Genomic DNA, 21,143 nt, shown 5'->3' on the forward strand with positions numbered 1-21,143 from the left:
GGTTGTTTTCTCCGTTGTTCTTTCTTCTTCACCTCTCCCCGCCTGCGGGGAGAGGTCGGATCGCCCTTGCGATCCGGGTGAGGGGGTACAGGTCTGTCCGCGAGACCACCGTTGCGGAGAAAGCCCCTCACCCCACCCTCTCCCCGCAAGAGCGGGGCGAGGGAGCCGACGGCGGTCGAGCGTTGCTACGCCAGCACCGTCTTGCCGCTCTTGATCACGGTGACGCCGCGCGACTTCACCTTGGCCTCGAACGACACCACATTGCCGTCCTTCCATAGCTCCATGGTCACGGTCTCACCGGGGAACACCGGCGAGGAGAACCGCGCCACGTGCTGCTTGAAGGCGGACGGATCGTAGTCGGCATAGGTCTGCAGCACGCCGCGGCAGGTGATGCCGTAGGTGCACATGCCGTGCAGGATCGGCCGCGGGAAGCCGGCCTTCTTGGCGAACTCCGGATCGGAATGCAGCGGGTTGCGGTCGCCGCACAACCGATAGACCAGCGCCTGGTCGGGCCGCGTCGTGATGTCGACGACCTTGTCCGGCGCGCGCTCCGGCACCTTGTGCGGCTCGGGCTGGCCGTCGGACGGGCCGCCGAAGCCGCCATCGCCGCGGGCGAAGCGCGAGGCGACCAGCGTGGCGAGTTTCTCGCCCTTCTCGTCTTTCAGCACGGTCTGGTGGCGGATCACCGCGCCCTTGTCCTTGCCCTTGTCGAACACGTCGAGCACGGTCGAGTCGGCCGTGATGTGTGCCGCGGTCGCAAACGGCTTGTGGAAGGTGATGTCGCGTTCGCCGTCGACCACCATGACGCGGTTGAGGTTCATCTCGCCGGGACCGGCGCCCCAGGCAGCGACCGAGGCAAACGTCGGCACCACCTTGAGCGGGCGCGGCGTCAGCACGCCCTCATTGACGAAAGCGAGCTCCTTCTCGTCCATCGGATCGGCACCCAGGCCGATGCCATAGGCATAGAGCATCACGTCACGGTCGCTGTAGCTGTATTTCTGGCCGAGATTCTTCAGGGCCATCAGCTGTTCGTACACGATCGGCATTGTTGTTTTCTCCCCGAATGTATTCTTAACGGCACGGTGCCCATTACTGCGCCCTCTCCCCTTGTGGGAGAGGGCAGCACCGGCAGTCGTCTCAAACTCGTTTCGGTGAGGGGTTCGCGCCACAGAGAATTCTCTACGCGGAGAGAGACCCCTCACCCGCCTTCGCTTTCAGCGAAGGCACCCTCTCCACAAGGGGAGAGGGTAGAATCAGGCCGGCGTGAAGAACGGCAGCGGGGCGCCGTCGGTCGGCTTCCACACCACCTTCACCTTCTGGCCGATCTTCACCTTCTCCAGATCGCAATCGACGATGTTGGTCTGCAGCGACGGACCTTCCTTCAGCGTCACATAGGCGATCGCATAGGGACCGGTCGGCGACTTCCGCATCAGGCTGTAGGTGTAGACCGTGGCCTCGCCGCTCGAACTCTTCCCACACCGTCTTGTCCGAGAAGCAGAACGGGCAGATCGCGCGCGGGAAGTAGTGCGCTTCGCCGCAGGTGTTACAGCGCTTGATCATGAACTTGCCCGCCTTCGCCGCCTCCCAGAACGGCGCGGTCTCCGGGTTGGTCACCGGGGCATTGTACTTCTTCGCTTCAGACATCACGCACGCTCCAGAATGCAGGTTGAGGCGGCGTGGCGAACGCCGAGCAGACCGCCGGTGCCGTGGGCGATCGCGAGGTCGCAGTTCTTCACCTGCACCTTCGGATGCGCCTCGCCGCGCAACTGGCGCACAGCCTCGAGGATTTTCGTCATACCGCCGCGATTGACGGGATGGTTACTGCACAGACCGCCGCCGTCGGTGTTGAACGGCAGCTTGCCGACGCCCGAGATCAGATTGCCGTCGGCGACGAACTTGCCGCCCTCGCCCTTCTTGCAGAAGCCGAGGTCCTCGAGCTGCATCAGCACCGTGATGGTGAAGCTGTCATAGATCGAGGCGTATTTGATGTCCTTCGGCGTCACGCCCGCCTCCTCGAAGGCACGCGGACCGGACCACACGCCGGCGGAGTAGGTCAGATCGAGATCCTTGCCGCCGCGCGGGCCCTTCATCGCCTCGCCATGGCCGATCAGACGCACCAGCGGCTTCTTCAGGCCCTTGGCGATCTCGGGCGTCGTGACGATCATCGCACCGCCGCCGTCGGTGACGACGCAGCAATCCATCCGATGCAGCGGATCGGAGATCATCGGCGAGTTCAGCACGTCCTCGACGGTGACGACCTCTTTCAGCATCGCATGCGGATTGTATTGCGCATGATGCGAGGCCGCGACCTTGATCCAGGCGAGCTGCTCGGAGGTGGTGCCGTAGTCGTGCATATGACGCATGGCACACATGCCATAGGCATTGTGCGTGGTAGCCCCGTAGGCGGATTCGAAATCGGCCTCGGCGCCCGAGGCGCGCGGCGGCATCGGGCCGGTGCGCGGTTTGCCCGCCAGCGTGACCAGCGCGACCGAGCATTTGCCCGCGGCGATCGCCTCGGCGGCGTGGCCGAGATGGATCAGATAGGAACAGCCACCGGTCTCGGTGGAGTCGACATGACGCAGCTTCCTGGTGTTGAGACCGAGATAATCGACCATCGGCCACAGCCCGCCCGGCGCGTCGCCGGCGCAGAAATAGCCGTCGATGTCGTCCTTCGTGAGCCCGGCGTCCTCGATCGCGCCCTTGGCGACCTCGGCGTGCAGCTGTGCTGTTGATTTATCGGGTGCGTGCCGGGTGGGATGTTCGTAGATCCCGGCAATGTAGGCCTTGCCCTTGATGGTCAAATCGCTCTCCGCTGGCGTTTCTTCGCTCGAGCGTTTTTCTGAACCGACGACGCGACCTTGGCAAGCGCGGAAATATTCCGTCAGGCGAGACTGTAGCATGTGCACAGTGCGCGCGCCCAAAACACAGATGTCGTCCCGGTGAAAGCCGGGACCCATAACCACAGGATTGTGTGGTGAGAGTGAGCTGTGGCCCCAGCGTCGCGCTACAACAAAGTGCGGTGGTTATGGGTCCCGGCCTTCGCCGGGACGACACCGAATTTGTGGCACGCTATCGATCGCGCAGCCCGGACCAATTGCCAGCGGTCAAGTCTGGCTGCGCCGACCTAAACTCGTCCGATGACCCCGGCGCCCACGGAAACTCTCCGCCTCGATCCGGGAATATGATCTGGTGGCATTCAAAGTTGTCGTTTCCGTAAAACCATCTGCTCCACCCGAGATGGGATCGATGATGCTCGACAGCGACCGGCAGCAGCACCGCGGAGGCATTCTCGAATATCTCTTCCGTTAGCTCGCCAACGGGAAACCGTCGTCCAGCCTCGAGTTCGCGATAGATGTGCCAGAATGTAGCCTGGGCGTTCTCCATCGACATTGAGAACAGGATCAATTCCGGAAGCTTGAATTTCAGCCAAAATCCGGTGGTGTACGAGAAGCCCGGGCCTACGTCGTCCGATGCGACATGCGTACCAAACCAGCCATGTCGTCGGATATGCTCGACGAAATTCTGCTCGTGTTTGTCGAGCCGCTCCGGAGCAGCATCGAGCGCTGTGAACACCCCCTACTCCGCCGCCATCTGCCGCGGCGCGGGCGGCGGGTTGGCGAGGTCGGCGGCGAGTTGCGCGTAGCGAACCTTCGCTTCCTTGATCGCCTTGTCCTTCACCGGACCGTAGCCGCGGATGCGATCGGGCAGCGCCAGCAATTCGACCGCAATGTCGTGGTTGAGCGGCGACAGCAGGTTCAGCACCGTCGCGACATCCTTCTCGTAGCCGGCGATCAGATCGCGCTCCAGCTTGCGGTCGGCATTGTAGCCGAAGATGTCGAGCGGCGTGCCGCGCAGGAAGCGGAATCTCGCCAGCACCCTGAAGGCCGACATCATCCACGAACCGAAGGCGCGCTTCTTCGGCCGACCCTGCGCGTCGAGCCCGCCGCCGAGGATCGGCGGCGCCAGATTGAAGTTGAACTTGAACTCGCCCTCGAACTGATCGCGCAGCTGTTTCTCGAAGCGGCCGTCGGTGAACAGCCGCGCCACCTCATACTCGTCCTTGTAGGCGAGCAGCTTTGCGTAGTTGATCGCGACCGCGCGCGGCAGCGCCTCGCCATAGCCGCCCTTGGTGGCGGCGTCGCGCACCTGGTCGACCAGCTTGCGATAGCGCTTTGCCAGACGTGCATTCTGGTAGTCGGTCAGGAACGCCATGCGATGGGTGATGATCTCGTCCAGCGACATCGCATCCAGCGATTTCGGTGGCGCGATTTCGTCGTCGCCCTTCATCATGCCGCTCAGCCGTGCCGGATCGGCGGCGGCCAGGCGCCCGAGCTGGAACGCCTGGGTGTTCATCTTGATCGAGACGCCGTTGACTTCGATCGCCTGCAGAATCGCCTCCGCCGACAGCGGCAGCAACCCGCGCTGATAGGCAAAGCCCATCATCATGATGTTGGTGGCGATGGAGTCACCGAGCAGCGCTTCGGCCGGCTTGGTGAAGTCGAAGAACGCGGAGTCCTTGCGCAGCTCGGTCTCCAGCACGCTGTTGACCTTGCGGCTCTGGAAGTTGAAGTCGCGGTTCAGGATAAAGTCCGCGGTCGGGATCACGTGGCTGTTGATGATGCCGACGGTGCGGCTCGCATCGCACAGCGTGATGGTGTCCTTCGACGCCGCCACGACCTCGTCGGCCGCAAGCACCAGATCGGCCGTTCCGGTCACGATGCGCGAGCAGGTCACGTCGGCGGTGTGCTCGGAGAGCCGGACGTGGCTCAACACCGCGCCGCCCTTTTGCGCGAGACCTGACATGTCGAGGATCATCGAGGCCTTGCCCTCGATATGGGCGGCCATGCCGAGCAGCGCGCCGATCGTCAGCACGCCGGTGCCGCCGACGCCGCCGACCGCGATGTTGTAGGGCCGGTCGAGCGCGGGCTTGGAGGCCGGCTCCGGCAGATTATCGATGCTGCCGAGCTCGGGCGGCGCGCGCCGCCTGAGCTTGCCGCCGTCGACCGTGACGAAGGACGGGCAAAAGCCCTTCACGCAGGAATAATCCTTGTTGCAGGTCGACTGGTTGATGGTGCGCTTGCGCCCGAGCTCCGTCTCCAGCGGCTCGACCGAGATGCAGTTCGACTGCACTGAGCAGTCGCCGCAGCCTTCGCAAACGGCAGGATTGATCAGCACACGGCGCTGCGGATCCTCCATCAGGCCGCGCTTGCGACGGCGGCGCTTTTCGGCGGCGCAGGTCTGCACGAACACGATCGCCGAGGTGCCCTTGTACTCGCGGCACATCTTCATGACGTTCTCGAGCTCGTCGCGGTGGTACAGCTTGACGCCGGGCGCGATCGTATCGGCCGGATAGGAGTCCGGGTTCTCCGAGACCAGGTAGATCTCGCGGATGCCCTCGGCGTGGAGCTGGAAGGTGATCTGCTGCGGCGAGAGATCGCCGTCATGGCGCTGGCCGCCGGTCATCGCGACCGCGTCGTTGTAAAGGATCTTGTAGGTGATGTTGGCCTTGGAAGCGACCGCCTGGCGGATCGCGAGAATGCCGGAGTGGAAATAGGTGCCATCGCCGAGATTGGCGAAGATGTGGTTCTCGTTGGTGAACGGCGCGATGCCGACCCACGGCACGCCCTCGCCGCCCATATGGGTGAAGGTCTCGGTCGAGCGGTTCATCCACAGCGCCATGAAATGGCAGCCGATGCCGGCCAGCGCGCGGCTGCCTTCCGGCACCTTGGTCGAGGTGTTGTGCGGGCAGCCCGAGCAGAAATACGGCGTGCGGCTGACAGGCGCGGTCGCCTGCATCTGCGTCGACTGACGGCCGTTGAACCAGTCGGCCTTGGCGCGCAGCATCTCGGCGATTTCAGGATTGAGATTAAGTCGAAGCAGCCGTTCGGTGAGCGAGCTCGCAAGCGAGGCCACGCTGAGCTCGGCGGCGAAGGTCAGGAAGCGCTTGTCGTGATCGTCCATCTTGCCGACGATGCGCGGACGCACGTCGTCGCGCCAGTTGAACAGCTCCTGCTTGACCTGGTTCTCGACGATCTCGCGGCGCTCCTCGACAATGAAGATCTCCTCGAGGCCGACGGCGAAGTTGCGCACGCCTTCCGGCTCCAGCGGCCAGGGCATGCCGATCTTGTAGAGGCGGATGCCGATCTTGGCGGCGATCTCGGGCGTGATGCCGAGCTCGCGCAACGCCTGGCGGATGTCCTCGTAGCTCTTGCCCGAGGCCATGATGCCGTAGCGCGCGTTCGGCAAATCCATCGTGATGCGGTTGACCTTGTTGGCGCGGGCGAAGGCGATCGCGGCAAAGCCCTTGTAGTCCTGCAACCGCCGGTCCTGCTCGAAGCGGTCGTCGGGCCAGCGGATGTTGAGGCCGCCCGGCGGCAATTCGAAATCGGTCGGAATGATGAACGGCGTCATCTCGTCGGTGAGGTCGATCTCGGCGGTGGTCTCGACCGTCTCGGTGATCACCTTCATGCCGACCCAGCAGCCGGAGTAGCGCGACATCGCGATACCCAGGAGGCCCATCTCGATCATTTCGTGGATGCTGGAGGGGTAGAGGTAGGGCATCAGCGCGGAGATGAAGGCGTGGTCGGACTGATGCGGGACGGTGGAGGATTTCGCGCCATGGTCGTCGCCGGCAAGGCAGAGCACGCCGCCATGCTTGGCGGAGCCGGCCGCATTGCCGTGGCGGAACACGTCGCCGCAGCGGTCGACGCCGGGGCCCTTGCCGTACCAAATGCCGACCGCGCCATCATATTTGGCGCCCGGCGACAGGGCGAGCTGCTGCGAGCCCCAGATCGCGGTGGCCGCGAGGTCCTCGTTCACGCCGGGCTGGAATTTAATGTTGTACTGCTCAAGATGCTTGCGGGCGGCGAACAGCTGCTGGTCGTAGCCGCCGAGGGGGGAACCGCGATAGCCGGAGATGAAGCCTGCCGTGTTGAGGCCCGCGGCGCGGTCGCGCCTGATCTGCGCCATCGGCAGGCGGACCAGCGCCTGGATGCCGGTCATGAAAACGTGGCCGGTGTCCTGGGTGTATTTCTGGTCGAGGCTGATAGGCCCTTGGTTGATTCCCATTTAGCCCTCTTTTCGCTGGTCGCGACGACTGCTTTTTAGCTAGTCATCCGAGCTTGTTAGAACCAGTCTATGTCGGATTTTCCGGCCCGCGCAGCACAATTCTGGGCGACCAGGCCCGTGGCTCAAAAATCGCAATTTCGTGCCGGGAATATTGCAGGGCGGTTTCGGTTTCTGTCGCAGGACAGGCCCGTGGCGAAATGGCGTGACGTGTCTTGTGGACCGGAAGGTGCGGAAGGTAAATGGATGCGGCGACGATTTCGAACGACGGGTGCGATTCTGGTTGCAGCGCTGTTGTGCGGCGCGCTCGCGACCCGCGAATGTGCCGCCGCGCCGACCGACGACGTCATCGCCCGCGGCAAGGCGCTCACGATCGCCGGCGACTGCGCCAGCTGCCACACGGCCGATCCGGCAAAGCCTTTTGCCGGGGGCAAGCGGATCGACACGCCGTTCGGTGCGGTGTTCTCGCCGAACCTCACCCCCGACCGCGATACCGGCATCGGCGGCTGGAGCGACGACGATTTCCTGCGCGCGCTGCGGAGGGGCGTCGCGCCGAGCGGCGCGCATTATTATCCCGCCTTCCCCTACCCCTATTTTACGAAGCTGATCCGCGACGACATCCTGGCGATCCGTGCCTATCTCGCGACGCTGGCGCCGGTCAACGACAAGGCGCCGCCGCCGGAGCTGCGCTGGCCGTTGAACTATCGCTTGCTGATGCGGGCGTGGAACGCGCTGTTCTTCACACCGGGCATCATCCAGCCGAACCAGGGCAAGGGTGCGGAATGGAATCGCGGACGCTATCTCGTCGAGGCCCTCGCCCATTGCGGCGCCTGCCACACGCCCAAGAACGCCTTCGGCGCCGACAGGCGCGACCAGGCGCTCGGTGGCAGCATGGTGCAAGGCATGTTCGCGCCAAGGCTCGATGGCGCCGCGCGCAGCGGGTTGAAATCATGGAGCGTGGCTGACATCGCCGAATATCTGCAGAGCGGCCGCAACGGGCACAGCCATGCCGGCCCCCTGATGTCCGAGGTGGTGCTCAATTCGACCTCGAAGATGCGCGACGCCGATGTGCACGCGATTGCGGTCTATCTGAAGAGCTTGCCTGCCGGCGCGCCGGAGCCGGAGGTCACCCCGCCCTCGCCGGCGCAGATGAGCAATGGCGAACGCATCTACCGCGGGGCCTGCATCGCCTGCCATGAGCTCGACGGCTCCGGCGCGCCGCGGATCTATCCGCCTCTGCCCGGCAACGCCAATCTGCAATCGGCCGATCCAGCAAGCACGCTGCGCATCATCCTCGACGGCGCACAGACCGTGACCACGCCGCGCGCCCCGAACGGCGGCTCGATGCCGGCCTATCCCAAGCTCACCGACCAGGAGGTCGCGGACGTTGCGACCTACATCCGCAATGCCTGGGGCAACGCGGCGCCGGCCGTCACCGCGGACGAGGTCGCCAAGGCGCGGACGGCGAAATAGCCGTTCAGCGCTCCTCGTCGCTGAACACGAATTTCGGCATCCCCCATCGGTAGCGGATCGCCAGCATGCGGAACGTCAGCCCGAGTGCGAAGGTCAGCGCGGTCCAGAGCTGGGCGTTCACCTGCAGCCCGGGGCCGGTCACATAAAACAGTCCGGTCACCACGGAGACGCTGGCGTAGAGCTCGCTGCGAAACAACAGCGGCACCTCGTTGCAGAGGATGTCGCGCAGCACGCCGCCGGCGCAGCCGGTGATCATGCCGGCGACGATCACGATCGGCAGCGGGACGTCGACTTGCGAGGCCACGTCGCAACCGGTCATGGTGAACACCACAAGTCCGATCGCATCGAGCACCAGGAATGCGAGGTTGAGCCGGTGCACGAGCCGCGCCAGCAGGATGGTGGCGAAGGCGCCCGCCGCCGCGACCGCAAGGTAGATCGGGTGCGCGACCCAGAGCAGCGGATAATGTCCGAGCAGCACGTCGCGGATGGTGCCGCCGCCGAGCGCGGTGATCGCGCCGAGCATGCAGACGCCGGCCCAGTCCATGCTGCGCCTGCCTGCCGCCAGCGCCGCCGTCATCGACTGCGCCGCAACCGCAATGAACGAGAGCAAGTGCAGCACCGAATCGGTGGGCGGCATGGTCCACATTGAAAAGGCCTCATGAAACAGGTTGGAACCCGAGGAATCGGCGGTTCCTGCATGAACAGGTTGCAACATTGGCGCGGAACATCCTCGCGCGCCAGCCATTGTCCCCTGCGTTTAGCTTTCAGGGCTAACGGAGGAACCTTGCAATGGCCCATCAACCTGACGATCCGTATCGCGCCAACCTGACCGAGGACGAAATGCGCCGTCAGGCGCGCTTCAACAGCCTGGACAACGAGCTGCAGCCGGACCCGGAACTCCAGGAGGGACCGGCCAGCACCACCAAGATCGCGATGTTCGCCGTCGCGGTGGCCGTGGTGCTCGGTGCGTTGTTCTACGGCTTGAACAATACCTCGGTGCATGAGGCGGGCACCACGCCGTCAGCGCAGACCGCGCAGCAGCAGCCGGCCAATCCGGCCGCGCCGCCTCCGGGCATGCGCGACGTGACGCCGAAGCCGAACAGCCAGCCCGGCACGACCACGGGCGCGGCACCTGCGCAGCCGGCGTCTCCGTCGGCCAACAAGCCGACCGGACAGGACATCGACCGCTCGGCGACGCCGTCCGACTCGACCGGCGACAAGAACAAGTAATCCGCTCGCTATCGTGAGCGACGAAGCAGCGGGCCCCGGCGGCCCGCTGCTTTTTTGCGTGTGAGTCTACTTGAACATCTTGTTGAGCTCGCCGCCGGGATAGCCGTTGGCGAATTCCGTGAAGGTGCCCTTCTCGGCCATCTCCTTGGCCGCCTTCATCACGCCGGTCCAGGCCATCCGCGCCAGCGCTCCGCCGACGCTGATCCGGCGCACGCCGAGATCGGCGACCGATTGCAGCGTCAGCTCCGACGCGCCGCCGATCAACAGATTGACCGGCTTTGGCGCCACCGCCTTCACAACCGCGGAAATCTCCTCCTTGGTCGCGATGCCCGGCGAATAAAGGACGTCCGCTCCTGCTTCCGAATAGGCCTGCAGCCGTTCGATCACCAGATTGATGTCCTTCTTGCCCCACAGGAATGCCTCACAGCGGCCGGTGAGCAACACACCGCTGTTGTCGGCATCGATGGCCTTGCGCGCCGCCTTGATGCGCTCCACCGCAAGCTTGTGCTCGAACAGCGGGTTGGCGGCGTCTCCGGTGGAGTCCTCGATCGAAAGCCCGGCGACGCCGGTCTTGACGCCGCGCGCGACATTGGCGGCGACCTTGTCGGGCTCGACCGCGAAGCCGCCCTCGAAATCCGCATTGACGGGAATATCGACCGCCGCGCACAGTGCGGTCAGGTGGTCGCAGACGTCATCGACGGTGACGCGGTTGTCGGCCTTGGCGATGGTCCATGCAAAGCCCGCGCTGGTCGACGCCAGCGCCTTGAAGCCGAGATGCTGCAAGGCGCTGGCGCTGCCGACATCGAACGGATTCGGAATGATGAAGCAGCCGCTCTCATGCAGCTTCTTGAAGGCGGCGCGTTTGTCAGCAGTTGGCAGTGGCATTGGTCGCTCCCTGGAGTCATTGGCCGCGCAGAGATAGGCACCCACGCATCCGCCCGCTAGTGCGGCTCATGCACCGCGCGGCTGTCCTTCGGCGCCTGATCGCGTTCGTTCAGGCCGTAATCACGGATCACGCTTGCCACCCGCAGCCGGTAGTTCTCGAAAATCCGCGCGCGGCCCTTGGCCTGGGTACGGCGATGTTCGATCGTGTTGCGCCAGGCTTCCACCGCAGCCTCGTCGCGAAAGAATGACAGCGACACGAACTTGCCCTTCTCGGTAACGCTCTCGAACCGCTCGACCGAGATGAAGCCGTCGATCTCCTGCAGGATCGGCTTCAGCTCGGCGGCGAGGTCGAAATAGAGATCCCGTTGCTCAGGCTTGGGCCAGACTTCGAAGATCACTGCGATCATGGGCGCCTCCCGCACATTGCTGTTGTGGCCCTACTATACCTCGACCTTGCGGAGAAATGTCCGTTCCTCGGCGAGGATGAAGCGGTTTTCTTCCGCGAAGTTGAAGTTCGCCACTCCCTCCTTGTCCTGGCGCAGCCGCGCGCGATAGGCCTCATAAGCGGCAAGGCTGTCGAACGAGATCAGCGCGAAGGCGATGTTGTTTGTTCCCTCATGCGGCATCCAATAGCCGATGAGGTCGCCGCCGCAGCGCGGGATGATCGAGAGCCAATTCCGCGAATACTCCTCGAACATCGCGCGCTTGAATGGATCGAGCTGGTAGCGGATGAAAACGGTGACGGTCATTGATGGCCTCCGGTCATGTTTCCGTTGTTGCGAGCGTCAGCGAAGCAATCCTCGCAATGACGGCACGGTGAACAATAGCGGCTTGTCCGACCTCGATGCTTCGTCTATCATCGAACTATGAAAGCAGGACCCGACATCTCCCGGATCGCCGCTCTGGTCGGCGATCCCGCACGCTGCAACATGCTGACCGCGCTGATGACCGGCCGGGCGCTGACCGCGAGTGAGCTGGCGCAGGAGGCCGGCATCACGCCGCAGACGGCGAGCTCGCATCTCTCCAAGCTCGAGGCCGGCGGGCTGATCGAGCCCGAGAAGCAGGGCCGCCACCGCTACTACCGCCTCTCCGACCCCGACGTCGCCGACGTGCTGGAAGGCCTGCAGGGCATTGCCGCCCGCGCCGGCCATATGCGGGTGCGCACCGGGCCGAAGGATCCGGCGCTGCGCCGCGCCCGCATCTGCTACGACCATCTCGCCGGCGATCTCGGCGTGCAGATGCTCGACAGCATGAAGCGGCAGAAGCTGGTCCGCCAGAGCAAGCAGGCGATCGAGCTCACCGGCGAAGGCAAGCGCTTCATGGCCGAGGAGCTGCAGATCGACGCCGATGCGCTGACGCATCCGCGCCGTCCTGTGTGCAAGGCCTGCCTCGACTGGAGCGAGCGGCGGCATCATCTTGCCGGCACGCTGGGCGCTGCCATGATGGACCGCTTCACGGAACTGAAATGGGCCGCGCGCGACGCTGCGCCGGGCAGCCGCGTGGTCAATTTTTCGCGTAACGGCGAGAAGCGATTCGCTGCGTTGTTCGGCCCGGACCAATAGCGGCGCGCCTTCGGGCAAGCGTCGATGAACCGCCGGTCTCGCTTGCCTCGCCTTCCGATGTATTTTCGTACGCTCGCCATGTGCGCGCGGCTGCCCGCGTCCGCGAAATATTTCGAACTGATGCTGAGCCGGCTTGCGGCGTGCTGACGCAGCTTTGAGCTGCAACATTCATGTCGCATTCAGGCCGCAACATTATGGTCGGCGACATCGGGCACGCCTTCTGCAATGATCCGGCCGGGCGAATCGGTAGACGAAAGCTTGTTGCGGTGCCGCAGCGCGGCCCAAAATAAAAAAGGAGAAGACATGAAGTATCTTTTTGCTGCAGCAGTTCTGCTGACGACCGCATTCGCCGGCATCAGCGCCGCTGATGCGGCCGGTGGCTGCGGCCCCGGCTGGCACCGTGGCCCCTATGGCGGCTGCGTCAGGAATCGCGGCGTCGTCGTCGCGCCGGGCGCCGTTGTCGTGCGCCCGCCGGTCGTGGTCGAGCGCCCCGTCGTGGTGGCGCCGCGTGTCCGCGCCTGCCCCTACGGTTTTGCCTGGCGCTATGGCCGTTGCCGCCCGATCTGATCGCGGCAGATTCCGAACTAACAAAACCCCGCCTGGCGCGGGGTTTTTCTTTTCGTCATGGAGTCGACGTCACCAGCGGCGCCAGTGATGACGACGCCAATGGTGGCGACGCCAGCCCCAATGCCTGCGGTGCCAGTGCCGGTGACGCCAACCCCAATGGCGATGATGCCAGCGTACCTGCTCGGGCTTCATGCGGCCGACCTCGTCACCCGTGGTGACGGCGGGATGCGCATCGCCAGCCGCCGGCGCGCGTGCATCCTGGTTGAGAGGAAGCGGCGCGAGCGGCGCCGCCTGCGCCGTCGCTGCGAAGGTGACGGCTCCGGCGGCGGCACCGAAGGCCATCTTCAGAAAATCCCGGCGTTCCATGAGCGTTTCCCTTTGTTGCTGAGTTGGACCAACTGCAGCAGCGAGTTTTTGCCTCACGAGCTGAACGCCCGCTGAACCGCGCGTTCACGTTTCATGGAACTCGAGGGTTGTCGACGTCGTGACGTCACGCAACCATCATGCCGCCGTCGTCTCCTCCGCCTGCACCAGGAGATCGCGCGTGCGTGTCACCTCCGGCCAGTCACGGTTGAAGTCGGCGACCAGCCGCTTCATGTCCTCACTGCTCACCGCGCGCTCGAGCGCCTTCTCGTCGGCGAACTGATAAGTCGCCTGGTGCAGCGAGGGATCGCTCAGGCTCCAGCATCGCCAGGCGCGCTCGGCGCCGAACGATTTCATCGCGTCCGGCAGATGCTCGCGCGAATACCAGGTGTCGAAGGCGGCACGCCGGGCGGCGTCCGTGAAGGTGGCGCGGACGACGAAATAGGCTGCCGGCATTGTTTCCTCCATGGTTTCATTTCGCACACGCGGCCGGTCCATGCTCCGTGATATGTCGGTCTGCTGACAATGCCTGATCAGGGGGATCACCCATGCTTGCCCGTCACCGCACCGCCCTGCTCTCGTTCCTGCTCGCCCTCGGCGCCGCGCTGCCGGCTGCCGCCGAGGAGATCGCGCTGCCGCGTGAGGCGCAGCTCGGGCCGCGCCCGTTCTATCTGGTCGACAAGATGAAGGACGGGCCCCTGAAGCAGCAGCTCAGCCAATGCACTGGGCCGTTCCACAAGACGGATTTTTCGATCGGCCATCGCGGCGCCGCGCTGCAATTTCCCGAGCATAGCCGCGAATCCTATCTCGCCGCGGCGCGGATGGGCGCCGGCGTGATCGAATGCGACGTCACCTTCACGCGGGATCGCCAGCTGGTGTGCCGGCACTCGCAATGCGACCTGCAGACCACGACCAACATCCTGACGGTGCCGGGTCTCGCCGCAAAATGCACGCAGCCCTTCAGCCCGGCCGACCCCGCCACCGGCAGGAAGGCATCGGCGAAATGCTGCACCAGCGACATCACGCTCGCCGAATTCAAGCGGCTCACCGCGAAAATGGACGGCTTCAATCCGGATGCGAGGACGCCCGAGGAGTACCAAAATGGCACGCCGCGCTGGCGCACCGACCTCTACGCCAATTCCGGCACGCTGATGAGCCATGACGAGAGCATCGCCTTGATCAGGAGTTCTCGGCGCAAAATTCACGCCCGAGCTGAAGGCACCGGAAGTGGCGATGCCGTTCGACGGCGACTACACCCAGGAGACATATGCGACGCAGATGCTCGCCGCCTACAAGGCCGCCGGCATTCAGCCGAGCGACGTGTTCCCGCAGAGCTTCAGCCTCAAGGACATCCTCTATTGGGTGAAGACCGAAGCCGACTTTGCCGGCCAGGCACTCTATCTCGAGGACCGCTACGAGAAAGCAGGCCTCGATCCGAACCGGCCGGAGACCTGGAAGCCGTCGATGCAGGAATTGAAGGCCTCCGGCGTCGCGATCCTGGGGCCGCCGATCTTCGCGATGCTGGCGCTGAACGACAAGGGCGAGATCGTCCCGTCGGCTTACGCCAGGGCAGCGAAGGCCGCCGGCCTCGATCTGATCGGCTGGTCGCTGGAGCGCGACGGGCCGCTCAACCGAGGCGGTGCGTTCTACCACAAGTCGGTCAAAGCGGCGATCGACCGCGACGGCGACACGCTGACCGTGCTCGACGTGCTGGCAAAACAGGTCGGCGTCCGCGCGATGTTTTCCGACTGGCCGGCCACGACCACATTCTATGCGAACTGCATGGGGATGAAGTGAGATATTGCGGGGCGGGTTACGGCCGCGCCTGAGGCCCTACGCACCGTGCGCGCCCGCCATGACCATTCCGGCCGTTCCGCGCGCGGCAGAACGGGACTAGCATCATCGCCTTCCCGCCCGACGGGACAACACCACAGGGAGGTCGCCATGAAGCCAGGACAACCGGTCAAGGACGCCAGCCATCTCTACGAAGTCGAGCGCCGCGCCCAGCACGCCGCCCGCCCCGGCTTCCGCATCATGGAGCTGCAGCTCTCGCCGACCCAGAAGGTGCCGTGGCACACCCACAGCAACATCTCCGACACCTTCTATGTGCTGGAGGGCCAGATGCGGCTGTTCCTGCAGGAGCCCAAGGAGGAAGTGAACCTGAAGGTCGGCGAAGTCTACGCCGTCCGCCCGACCCGCCCTCACCTCGTCACCAATGCCGGCACGACGTCGCTGACGTTCCTGATCCTGCAAGGCGTCGGCGAATACGACTACGTGCCGCTGGCGGCAGGCTGAGGACACGCGTCGCTTGCTGCGCCGTCGTCCCTGCGGAAGCAGGGACCCATAACCACCGTTGCGTTGTGAAGCAAGCTGTGGCCCCAACATCGTGCAACAAGATTGAGCTGTGGTTATGGGTCCCGGGTCGCGCTGCGCTTGCCCGGGACGACTCGAAGGATAGAAACCGATTTACATCTCAAACAGCCTATACGGTGTCATCACCCGCGCATGCGGGGCGAACCTGGCGATGACGGTGCGGGTTCCTCACACACGATCGTCGTCCCGGCGAAAGCCGGGACCCATAACCACCGCATTTCGGTGATGAACGGGATCGCGGCCCCAGCGTCGCGCAACAATTGAGATTTGGGTAATGGGTCCTGGCTTTCGCCAGGACGACACTGAGTTTGTGGCGCCGCTTTGCGCGCCCGCCGCGCCTCACATCAGTTTCAGCGGCGCGTCGTGAACCAGGCGCAGGTCGATATTGCCGATCAAACGCGCGCGGCGCGCCTCGGCGGTGCTGATCGCAGCCTCGGTCTGCCGCAGTGTGCTGACATTCGAGCCGAGCGACACGATACCGCCGAGCACCAGTGCGATCGATCCGAGTGCCGCGGTCTGACCGGCGCCCAACAGCCCGAGCAGCGCGACGGCCAGCAACGCGAACCCGCCTGCGATCGCGACCTTCGAGCCGAGAATGATCCGCCGGGAGCGCTCGGCGCTCTCGGCAAGCTCCTCGATCTGCGCCTCGATCTCGGAGATCTCGTCGGTCGGCTCGTCTTCGGTCATCAGGTTCGGACCTGTCGGGCGGGTCAGGCCCGCTACGGATCGTGCGGAGCGAACGCGGCGGGTCACGCTTGCGCTAACCCACCCTACGCTCTCCTCACAGCGGCAGATTGTCGTGCTTCTTCGCGGGGATTTCGACCTTCTTGTCCTTCAGCATCGCCAGTGCCCGCGCGATGCGGCGCCTTGTCGAATGCGGCATGATGACGTCGTCGATGTAGCCGCGTTCGGCGGCGATGAAGGGGGACAGGAAGCGGTCCTCGTATTCCTTGGTGCGGGCGGCGATCTTGTCGGGGTCGCCGATGTCAGAGCGGAAGATGATCTCGACCGCGCCCTTGGCACCCATCACGGCGATCTGCGCGGTCGGCCAGGCGTAGTTCATGTCGGCGCCGATTTCCTTCGAGGCCATGACGTCGAAGGCGCCGCCATAGGCCTTGCGGGTGATGATGGTGACGAGCGGCACCGTGCACTGCGAATACGCGAACAGCAGCTTTGCGCCGTGCTTGATCAGGCCGCCATATTCCTGCGCGGTGCCCGGCAGGAAGCCCGGCACGTCGACGAAGGTGACGATCGGGATGTTGAAGGCATCGCAGAACCGGACGAAGCGCGCGGCCTTGCGTGAGGCGTCGCTGTCGAGCACGCCCGCCAGCACCATCGGTTGGTTGGCGACGAAGCCGACGGTGCGGCCGGCGATGCGGCCGAAGCCGGTGACGATGTTTTTCGCAAAGGTCTCCGAGATCTCGAAGAAGTCGCCCTCGTCGACGACCTTGAGGATCAATTCCTTCATGTCGTAGGGCTTGTTCGGATTGTCGGGGATCAGCGTGTCCAGCGACATGTCGACCCGCCCGATATCGTCGAAGCTCGGCCATTCCGGCACGCCGTCGCTGTTGTTCGAGGGCAGGAAGTTGATCAGGCGGCGCATCTGCAGCAGCGCGTTCACGTCGTTCTCGAACGCGCCGTCGGCGATCGAGGAGCGCGTGGCGTGCACCGAGGCGCCGCCGAGTTCTTCCGCGGTCACCACCTCGTTGGTGACGGTCTTCACCACGTCGGGGCCGGTGACGAACATGTAGCTGGTGTTCTTCACCATGAAGATGAAGTCGGTCATCGCGGGCGAATAGACGTCGCCGCCGGCACAGGGGCCCATGATGACAGAGATCTGCGGGATCACGCCCGAGGCCTGCACGTTGCGGCGGAACACGTAGGAATAGCCCGCCAGAGCCGCGACGCCCTCCTGGATGCGCGCGCCGCCGGCGTCATAGAGGCCGATGATCGGCGCCCTCGCCTTCATCGCCATGTCTTGCAGTTTCGTGATTTTCAGCGCGTGGGTCTCGGAGAGCGAGCCGCCGAACACCGTAAAGTCCTTGGCAAAGACAAACGTCTTGCGGCCGTTGACGGTGCCCCAGCCGGTCACGACACCGTCGCCGGGGATCCTGGTCTTCTCCATGCCGAATTCGATCGAGCGGTGCTCGACGAACATGTCGAACTCCTCGAACGAGCCCTTGTCCAGCAGGAGCTCGATCCGCTCGCGGGCGGTCAGCTTCCCGCGGGCGTGCTGCGCCTCGATGCGCTTTTCGCCGCCGCCCAGCTTGGCGCCGGCGCGCCGCTCTTCGAGGGTATCGAGGATATCTTTCATTTGTTTCCGCCCGTGTTAGCTACAGTCCGCGTCCCGGCGCGAGCCGAGGTCCGCTTCGTTCGGAAATGGCTTAGCACGGCCATTTCGGAACCGGAAAGGCGGTTGTGGACGGGTTCGGGCGCAAAAACGGTAGGATTTTCCGATATCTGGGGAGATGGCGATGACCAACACGAGCACGGCCACGGTCGAGACCGGCGCACCGACCGGCGGGGTGCGCACCCTGCTCCGGCTGGAGGGCCTCGTGCTGTTCCTCGGCATGACCGTGCTCTATGCCCAATGGGAGGGCTCGTGGCTGGTCTATGTCCTGCTGTTCCTAGTGCCGGATTTGAGTTTCGCGGCCTATCTCGCCGGCCCGCGGGTCGGCGCCATCGTCTACAACGCCGCCCACAGCTATCTGGCGCCGGTCGCGCTGATGACGCTGGGCTTTGCCGCCGCGGCGCCGCTGGTGCTGTCGATCGCGATGATCTGGCTCGCCCATATCGGGATCGACCGCGCGCTCGGCTACGGGCTGAAATATTCCAAAGGCTTCGGCTTCACCCATCTCGGGCGGATCGGGAAAGCGCAGGAGCCCGCCTAGCACCCGCTTCCTGACGTCACGCACGGCCGGTCAAATTGACGCGTGCGCGTCGATTGCTGGCGTCTCGAAGGATGCAGGCCCGCCTGTGGCCTCATGGTTCGAGACGCGCGTTCCGCGCTCCTCACCGTGAGGAGAGACAGACGTCAAGCAAAGCGGCGCGCGAACACCACGCAGACGACGACGAGCATGGTCGCCACGATCATCGACCACGGCACCTGCTCGTGCAGCAACAGGCCGGCCAGCGCGAGGCCGAAGAACGGCTGCAGCAGCTGCAATTGGCCGACGCTGGCGATGCCGCCGATCGCAAGCCCGCGGTACCAGAACACGAAGCCGACCAGCATGCTGAAGATCGAGACATAGGCGAGCCCGAGCCAGGCCGGCGCACCGATGCCCTGCCAGCTCGGCGGCAGCGTCATGATCGTCATCAGGAGCACTACCGGCGCCGACAGCACCAGTGCCCAGGAGATCACCTGCCAGCCGCCGAGCCGCCGCGACAGCGCCGCGCCTTCGGCATAGCCGAGGCCGCAGACGATGATGGCGGCGACCATCAGGAGGTCGCCGGTCAGCGACGCCGATCCGTCGCTCGACAGCGCGAATGCGCCGACCGTCGCGCTGCCGATGCAGGAGAACAGCCAGAACAGCGGCTGCGGCCGCTCGCCGCCGCGCAGCACGCCGAACACGGCGGTCGACAGCGGCAGCAGCCCGATGAACACGATCGAATGCGCCGAGGTGATGTGCTGGAGCGCGAGCGCGGTGAGCAGCGGAAAGCCGATCACGACGCCGAGTGCGACGATGGTCAGCGACACCAGATCCTTGCGCTGCGGCCAGGGCTGCCGCAGCACCGCAAGCAGCGCGGCGCCGAGCAGCGCCGCGATCGCCGCCCGCGCCGAAGTCAAAAACAGCGGCGAGAACCCTGCCACGGCCACGCGGGTCGCCGGCAGCGAGCCGCTGAAGATAATCACGCCGAGCAGGCCGCTGCCCCAGCCGTCGATCGAAGCCTTGTCCATCGTACTTTGCTTCCCAAAACGTAACTGCGCCCCCTCGCCCCGCTCTTGCGGGGCCGAGACGAGCGAAGCTCGCTCTTAGAGGGTTAGGGTGAGGGGCGGCTCCGCATACTCGGTAACGGCCGAACTCGTGGAGACTTCCCCTCACCCGGAACGCATCTGGCGATGCGTTCCGACCTCTCCCCGCTGGCGGGGCGAGGTGAAGCCGAGTCCGACCTCGCACCGACCATAGCCGGCGGAGGCTCGCCAAGGCAGCTACAGATCAGTACAATACCGTAAAACTGTATGGGCAAAGGTAGGCATACACTTGCAACAGCAATCCGATGCGCCAAAGGCGACGCGGACCACCGACGTGATGAACGCGATCCGCGCCAAGGTGGCGAGCCGCGCGCTGGTCGCCGACGACCGCCTGCCCTCGATCCGCGGCCTGGCCGCGACCATGGGCGTCTCGCCCTCCACCGTCGTCGAGGCCTATGACCGACTGGTGGCCGAGGGCCTGATCCGGGCCCGGCCCGGCTCCGGCTTCTATGTCTCGTCCACGGCGCTGCCGCCGCTCGCGCTCGCCAAGGACCAGCCGCAACGCGACCGCGCGGTGGATCCGTTCTGGGTGTCGCGGCAATCGCTCGATGCCGAGACCGGCGCGCTCAAGCCCGGCTGCGGCTGGCTGCCCGCCGAGTGGATGCCGACCGAAGCGCTGCGGCGCGCGCTGCGCGGCCTGGCGCGGGCCGACGACGCCGTGCTCTCCGACTACGGCGCGACGCGCGGCTCGCTCACGCTGCGTCGGATCCTGATGGCGCGGTTTGCCGACGAGGGCCTCGAGGTGCCGCCCGAGCAGCTTTTGCTGACCGCGTCCGGCACGCAGGCGATCGATCTCGTCTGCCGCTTCCTGCTGCGGCCGGGCGACACCGTGCTGGTCGACGATCCCTGCTACTTCAATTTCCGGGCGCTGCTGCGCGCGCATCAGGTTCGCATCGTCGGCGTGCCCTACACGGCGTCGGGCCCCGATGTTGCCAGCTTCGAGGCGGCACTCGCCGCCGAGCGGCCGCGGCTCTATGTCACCAATTCGGCGCTGCATAATCCGACCGGTGCGACGCTGTCGCCGCAAACCGCGCACCGCGTGCTGAATGCCGCGACAGCCTATGACCTCACGATCGTCGAGGACGACATCTTTGCGGACTTCGAGCCGGAGCCTTCGGCGCGGCTCGCCGCGCTGGATGGCCTGAGCCGCGTGATCCGGATCGGCAGCTTCTCCAAGACGCTGTCGGCATCGGTGCGCTGCGGCTTCATCGCGGCGCGGGCGGACTGGATAGAGGATCTCGTCGATCTCCAGGTCGCGACCGGCTTCGGCGGCCCGAGCGCGGTCGCGACCGAGATCATCGCCAGCGTGCTGGCGAGCGGCTTCTATCGCAAGCATGTCGAAGAGCTGCGCCGGCGCCTTGCCCGCGCCCGCCGCGACGTCGGCGACAAACTGCAGCGCATCGGCGTCACACCCTGGCTGATGCCGCGCGGCGGCTTCTATCTGTGGTGCCATCTGCCCGACGGGTGCGACTCCGCCGATGTGGCGCGGCTGGCGCTCGCGGACAATGTCGTGCTGGCGCCGGGCAACGTGTTCAGCGCCTCGCAGACGGCCGCCGCCTTCATGCGCTTCAACGTCGCGCAATGCCGCGACCCGAAGCTGATGCCGACCTTGCAGCGGGCGATCGGGCGCCAATAGCGACGGCGCCCTACTC

The 21,143-nt window shown here is 65.2% G+C and carries 21 protein-coding genes and 2 pseudogenes; 8 read left to right on the forward strand and 15 right to left on the reverse strand.

The window, feature by feature from the left end:
• Window positions 1–185: 185 nt before the first annotated feature.
• From ACSKB9_RS06610 to ACSKB9_RS06630, 5 genes and pseudogenes are all read right to left on the reverse strand, one after another.
• Window positions 186–1,046, reverse strand: a complete 861-nt coding sequence (locus ACSKB9_RS06610; RefSeq protein ID WP_028337617.1) for a MaoC family dehydratase — start codon at window positions 1,044–1,046, stop codon at window positions 186–188.
• A 207-nt stretch (window positions 1,047–1,253) separates the two neighbouring features.
• Window positions 1,254–1,644, reverse strand: a pseudogene (locus tag ACSKB9_RS06615) (Zn-ribbon domain-containing OB-fold protein).
• Window positions 1,644–2,801: a thiolase domain-containing protein gene (locus ACSKB9_RS06620; protein ID WP_438072116.1), complete on the reverse strand. Its 1,158-nt coding sequence runs from the start codon at window positions 2,799–2,801 to the stop codon at window positions 1,644–1,646. The pseudogene ACSKB9_RS06615 and the gene ACSKB9_RS06620 overlap by 1 nt, the downstream one beginning before the upstream one ends.
• Before the next feature lie 268 nt (window positions 2,802–3,069).
• Window positions 3,070–3,573 (reverse strand): DUF4262 domain-containing protein, encoded by a 504-nt coding sequence (locus tag ACSKB9_RS06625; protein WP_438072118.1) that lies wholly within the window; start codon window positions 3,571–3,573, stop codon window positions 3,070–3,072.
• A gap of 3 nt (window positions 3,574–3,576) precedes the next feature.
• Window positions 3,577–7,068, reverse strand: a complete 3,492-nt coding sequence (locus ACSKB9_RS06630) for an indolepyruvate ferredoxin oxidoreductase family protein (RefSeq protein ID WP_438072119.1) — start codon at window positions 7,066–7,068, stop codon at window positions 3,577–3,579.
• A gap of 243 nt (window positions 7,069–7,311) precedes the next feature.
• On the opposite strand from ACSKB9_RS06630, the gene ACSKB9_RS06635 reads away from it, so the two are divergent.
• Window positions 7,312–8,538, forward strand: a complete 1,227-nt coding sequence (locus ACSKB9_RS06635; protein WP_438072120.1) for a c-type cytochrome — start codon at window positions 7,312–7,314, stop codon at window positions 8,536–8,538.
• A gap of 4 nt (window positions 8,539–8,542) precedes the next feature.
• Here the strand turns inward: ACSKB9_RS06635 and ACSKB9_RS06640 are convergent, their stop codons facing one another.
• Window positions 8,543–9,184: a trimeric intracellular cation channel family protein gene (locus ACSKB9_RS06640; RefSeq protein WP_438072122.1), complete on the reverse strand. Its 642-nt coding sequence runs from the start codon at window positions 9,182–9,184 to the stop codon at window positions 8,543–8,545.
• A gap of 143 nt (window positions 9,185–9,327) precedes the next feature.
• On the opposite strand from ACSKB9_RS06640, the gene ACSKB9_RS06645 reads away from it, so the two are divergent.
• Entirely contained in the window at window positions 9,328–9,768 is a 441-nt protein-coding gene (locus ACSKB9_RS06645) for a hypothetical protein (RefSeq protein ID WP_283070991.1), read from the forward strand.
• A gap of 66 nt (window positions 9,769–9,834) precedes the next feature.
• On the opposite strand, the gene ACSKB9_RS06650 is transcribed toward ACSKB9_RS06645, so the two are convergent.
• Genes ACSKB9_RS06650 through ACSKB9_RS06660 form a run of 3 tightly spaced genes read right to left on the reverse strand, consistent with a single transcriptional unit; the run spans window position 9,835 to window position 11,402 of the window.
• Complete coding sequence (locus ACSKB9_RS06650; protein ID WP_438072124.1) at window positions 9,835–10,653, reverse strand: isocitrate lyase/PEP mutase family protein; 819 nt, start codon at window positions 10,651–10,653, stop codon at window positions 9,835–9,837.
• A gap of 56 nt (window positions 10,654–10,709) precedes the next feature.
• Window positions 10,710–11,060: an antibiotic biosynthesis monooxygenase family protein gene (locus ACSKB9_RS06655; protein WP_438072126.1), complete on the reverse strand. Its 351-nt coding sequence runs from the start codon at window positions 11,058–11,060 to the stop codon at window positions 10,710–10,712.
• 33 nt (window positions 11,061–11,093) lie between these two features.
• On the reverse strand, window positions 11,094–11,402 hold the full coding sequence (locus ACSKB9_RS06660) for an NIPSNAP family protein (protein WP_050384507.1): 309 nt from the start codon (window positions 11,400–11,402) through the stop codon (window positions 11,094–11,096).
• Between the two features lie 117 nt (window positions 11,403–11,519).
• On the opposite strand from ACSKB9_RS06660, the gene ACSKB9_RS06665 reads away from it, so the two are divergent.
• Entirely contained in the window at window positions 11,520–12,215 is a 696-nt protein-coding gene (locus ACSKB9_RS06665; protein WP_026192884.1) for an ArsR/SmtB family transcription factor, read from the forward strand.
• 179 nt (window positions 12,216–12,394) lie between these two features.
• Here the strand turns inward: ACSKB9_RS06665 and ACSKB9_RS06670 are convergent, their stop codons facing one another.
• Window positions 12,395–12,520: a hypothetical protein gene (locus tag ACSKB9_RS06670; protein WP_256520351.1), complete on the reverse strand. Its 126-nt coding sequence runs from the start codon at window positions 12,518–12,520 to the stop codon at window positions 12,395–12,397.
• Here ACSKB9_RS06670 and ACSKB9_RS06675 point away from each other — a divergent pair.
• Window positions 12,519–12,782: a GCG_CRPN prefix-to-repeats domain-containing protein gene (locus ACSKB9_RS06675; protein ID WP_016839912.1), complete on the forward strand. Its 264-nt coding sequence runs from the start codon at window positions 12,519–12,521 to the stop codon at window positions 12,780–12,782. The two genes, ACSKB9_RS06670 and ACSKB9_RS06675, sit on opposite strands and share 2 nt — an antisense overlap.
• A gap of 69 nt (window positions 12,783–12,851) precedes the next feature.
• Here the strand turns inward: ACSKB9_RS06675 and ACSKB9_RS06680 are convergent, their stop codons facing one another.
• The gene (locus ACSKB9_RS06680; protein WP_225646188.1) at window positions 12,852–13,148 is read right to left on the reverse strand and encodes a twin-arginine translocation signal domain-containing protein; all 297 of its coding nucleotides are present in this window, start codon (window positions 13,146–13,148) and stop codon (window positions 12,852–12,854) included.
• Between the two features lie 135 nt (window positions 13,149–13,283).
• Complete coding sequence (locus ACSKB9_RS06685) at window positions 13,284–13,601, reverse strand: hypothetical protein (RefSeq protein ID WP_438072129.1); 318 nt, start codon at window positions 13,599–13,601, stop codon at window positions 13,284–13,286.
• Between the two features lie 92 nt (window positions 13,602–13,693).
• Between ACSKB9_RS06685 and ACSKB9_RS06690 the strand changes: the two are divergent.
• Together ACSKB9_RS06690 and ACSKB9_RS06695 are read left to right on the forward strand one after the other, a co-directional pair.
• A pseudogene (locus ACSKB9_RS06690) lies at window positions 13,694–14,942 on the forward strand (glycerophosphodiester phosphodiesterase family protein).
• Between the two features lie 147 nt (window positions 14,943–15,089).
• Window positions 15,090–15,440 (forward strand): cupin domain-containing protein, encoded by a 351-nt coding sequence (locus ACSKB9_RS06695; RefSeq protein ID WP_253608236.1) that lies wholly within the window; start codon window positions 15,090–15,092, stop codon window positions 15,438–15,440.
• Between the two features lie 417 nt (window positions 15,441–15,857).
• Here the strand turns inward: ACSKB9_RS06695 and ACSKB9_RS06700 are convergent, their stop codons facing one another.
• On the reverse strand, window positions 15,858–16,205 hold the full coding sequence (locus ACSKB9_RS06700; RefSeq protein ID WP_028338231.1) for a hypothetical protein: 348 nt from the start codon (window positions 16,203–16,205) through the stop codon (window positions 15,858–15,860).
• A 94-nt stretch (window positions 16,206–16,299) separates the two neighbouring features.
• Window positions 16,300–17,832: an acyl-CoA carboxylase subunit beta gene (locus ACSKB9_RS06705; protein WP_438072132.1), complete on the reverse strand. Its 1,533-nt coding sequence runs from the start codon at window positions 17,830–17,832 to the stop codon at window positions 16,300–16,302.
• A 154-nt stretch (window positions 17,833–17,986) separates the two neighbouring features.
• Between ACSKB9_RS06705 and ACSKB9_RS06710 the strand changes: the two genes are divergently transcribed.
• Window positions 17,987–18,409: a DUF4260 domain-containing protein gene (locus tag ACSKB9_RS06710; RefSeq protein WP_438072133.1), complete on the forward strand. Its 423-nt coding sequence runs from the start codon at window positions 17,987–17,989 to the stop codon at window positions 18,407–18,409.
• A gap of 143 nt (window positions 18,410–18,552) precedes the next feature.
• On the opposite strand, the gene ACSKB9_RS06715 is transcribed toward ACSKB9_RS06710, so the two are convergent.
• Window positions 18,553–19,416 (reverse strand): DMT family transporter, encoded by an 864-nt coding sequence (locus tag ACSKB9_RS06715; protein WP_253608233.1) that lies wholly within the window; start codon window positions 19,414–19,416, stop codon window positions 18,553–18,555.
• A gap of 352 nt (window positions 19,417–19,768) precedes the next feature.
• Between ACSKB9_RS06715 and ACSKB9_RS06720 the strand changes: the two genes are divergently transcribed.
• Window positions 19,769–21,127 (forward strand): PLP-dependent aminotransferase family protein, encoded by a 1,359-nt coding sequence (locus tag ACSKB9_RS06720; RefSeq protein WP_438080087.1) that lies wholly within the window; start codon window positions 19,769–19,771, stop codon window positions 21,125–21,127.
• Window positions 21,128–21,143: the final 16 nt, after the last annotated feature.

This window comes from Bradyrhizobium sp. BR 1433, from assembly GCF_051547665.1.
Taxonomy (GTDB): domain Bacteria; phylum Pseudomonadota; class Alphaproteobacteria; order Rhizobiales; family Xanthobacteraceae; genus Bradyrhizobium; species Bradyrhizobium australafricanum.

Excerpts from the sequence above, each read along its gene's own strand:
- ACSKB9_RS06610 (WP_028337617.1), bottom strand. The coding sequence starts at position 1,046 with ATGCCGATCGTGTACGAACAGCTGATGGCCCTGAAGAATCTCGGCCAG.
- ACSKB9_RS06630 (WP_438072119.1), bottom strand. The coding sequence starts at position 7,068 with ATGGGAATCAACCAAGGGCCTATCAGCCTCGACCAGAAATACACCCAG.
- ACSKB9_RS06635 (WP_438072120.1), top strand. The coding sequence starts at position 7,312 with ATGCGGCGACGATTTCGAACGACGGGTGCGATTCTGGTTGCAGCGCTG.
- ACSKB9_RS06640 (WP_438072122.1), bottom strand. The coding sequence starts at position 9,184 with ATGTGGACCATGCCGCCCACCGATTCGGTGCTGCACTTGCTCTCGTTC.
- ACSKB9_RS06645 (WP_283070991.1), top strand. The coding sequence starts at position 9,328 with ATGGCCCATCAACCTGACGATCCGTATCGCGCCAACCTGACCGAGGAC.
- ACSKB9_RS06650 (WP_438072124.1), bottom strand. The coding sequence starts at position 10,653 with ATGCCACTGCCAACTGCTGACAAACGCGCCGCCTTCAAGAAGCTGCAT.
- ACSKB9_RS06655 (WP_438072126.1), bottom strand. The coding sequence starts at position 11,060 with ATGATCGCAGTGATCTTCGAAGTCTGGCCCAAGCCTGAGCAACGGGAT.
- ACSKB9_RS06660 (WP_050384507.1), bottom strand. The coding sequence starts at position 11,402 with ATGACCGTCACCGTTTTCATCCGCTACCAGCTCGATCCATTCAAGCGC.
- ACSKB9_RS06665 (WP_026192884.1), top strand. The coding sequence starts at position 11,520 with ATGAAAGCAGGACCCGACATCTCCCGGATCGCCGCTCTGGTCGGCGAT.
- ACSKB9_RS06675 (WP_016839912.1), top strand. The coding sequence starts at position 12,519 with ATGAAGTATCTTTTTGCTGCAGCAGTTCTGCTGACGACCGCATTCGCC.
- ACSKB9_RS06670 (WP_256520351.1), bottom strand. The coding sequence starts at position 12,520 with ATGTCTTCTCCTTTTTTATTTTGGGCCGCGCTGCGGCACCGCAACAAG.
- ACSKB9_RS06680 (WP_225646188.1), bottom strand. The coding sequence starts at position 13,148 with ATGGAACGCCGGGATTTTCTGAAGATGGCCTTCGGTGCCGCCGCCGGA.
- ACSKB9_RS06685 (WP_438072129.1), bottom strand. The coding sequence starts at position 13,601 with ATGCCGGCAGCCTATTTCGTCGTCCGCGCCACCTTCACGGACGCCGCC.
- ACSKB9_RS06695 (WP_253608236.1), top strand. The coding sequence starts at position 15,090 with ATGAAGCCAGGACAACCGGTCAAGGACGCCAGCCATCTCTACGAAGTC.
- ACSKB9_RS06700 (WP_028338231.1), bottom strand. The coding sequence starts at position 16,205 with ATGACCGAAGACGAGCCGACCGACGAGATCTCCGAGATCGAGGCGCAG.
- ACSKB9_RS06705 (WP_438072132.1), bottom strand. The coding sequence starts at position 17,832 with ATGAAAGATATCCTCGATACCCTCGAAGAGCGGCGCGCCGGCGCCAAG.
- ACSKB9_RS06710 (WP_438072133.1), top strand. The coding sequence starts at position 17,987 with ATGGCGATGACCAACACGAGCACGGCCACGGTCGAGACCGGCGCACCG.
- ACSKB9_RS06715 (WP_253608233.1), bottom strand. The coding sequence starts at position 19,416 with ATGGACAAGGCTTCGATCGACGGCTGGGGCAGCGGCCTGCTCGGCGTG.
- ACSKB9_RS06720 (WP_438080087.1), top strand. The coding sequence starts at position 19,769 with ATGAACGCGATCCGCGCCAAGGTGGCGAGCCGCGCGCTGGTCGCCGAC.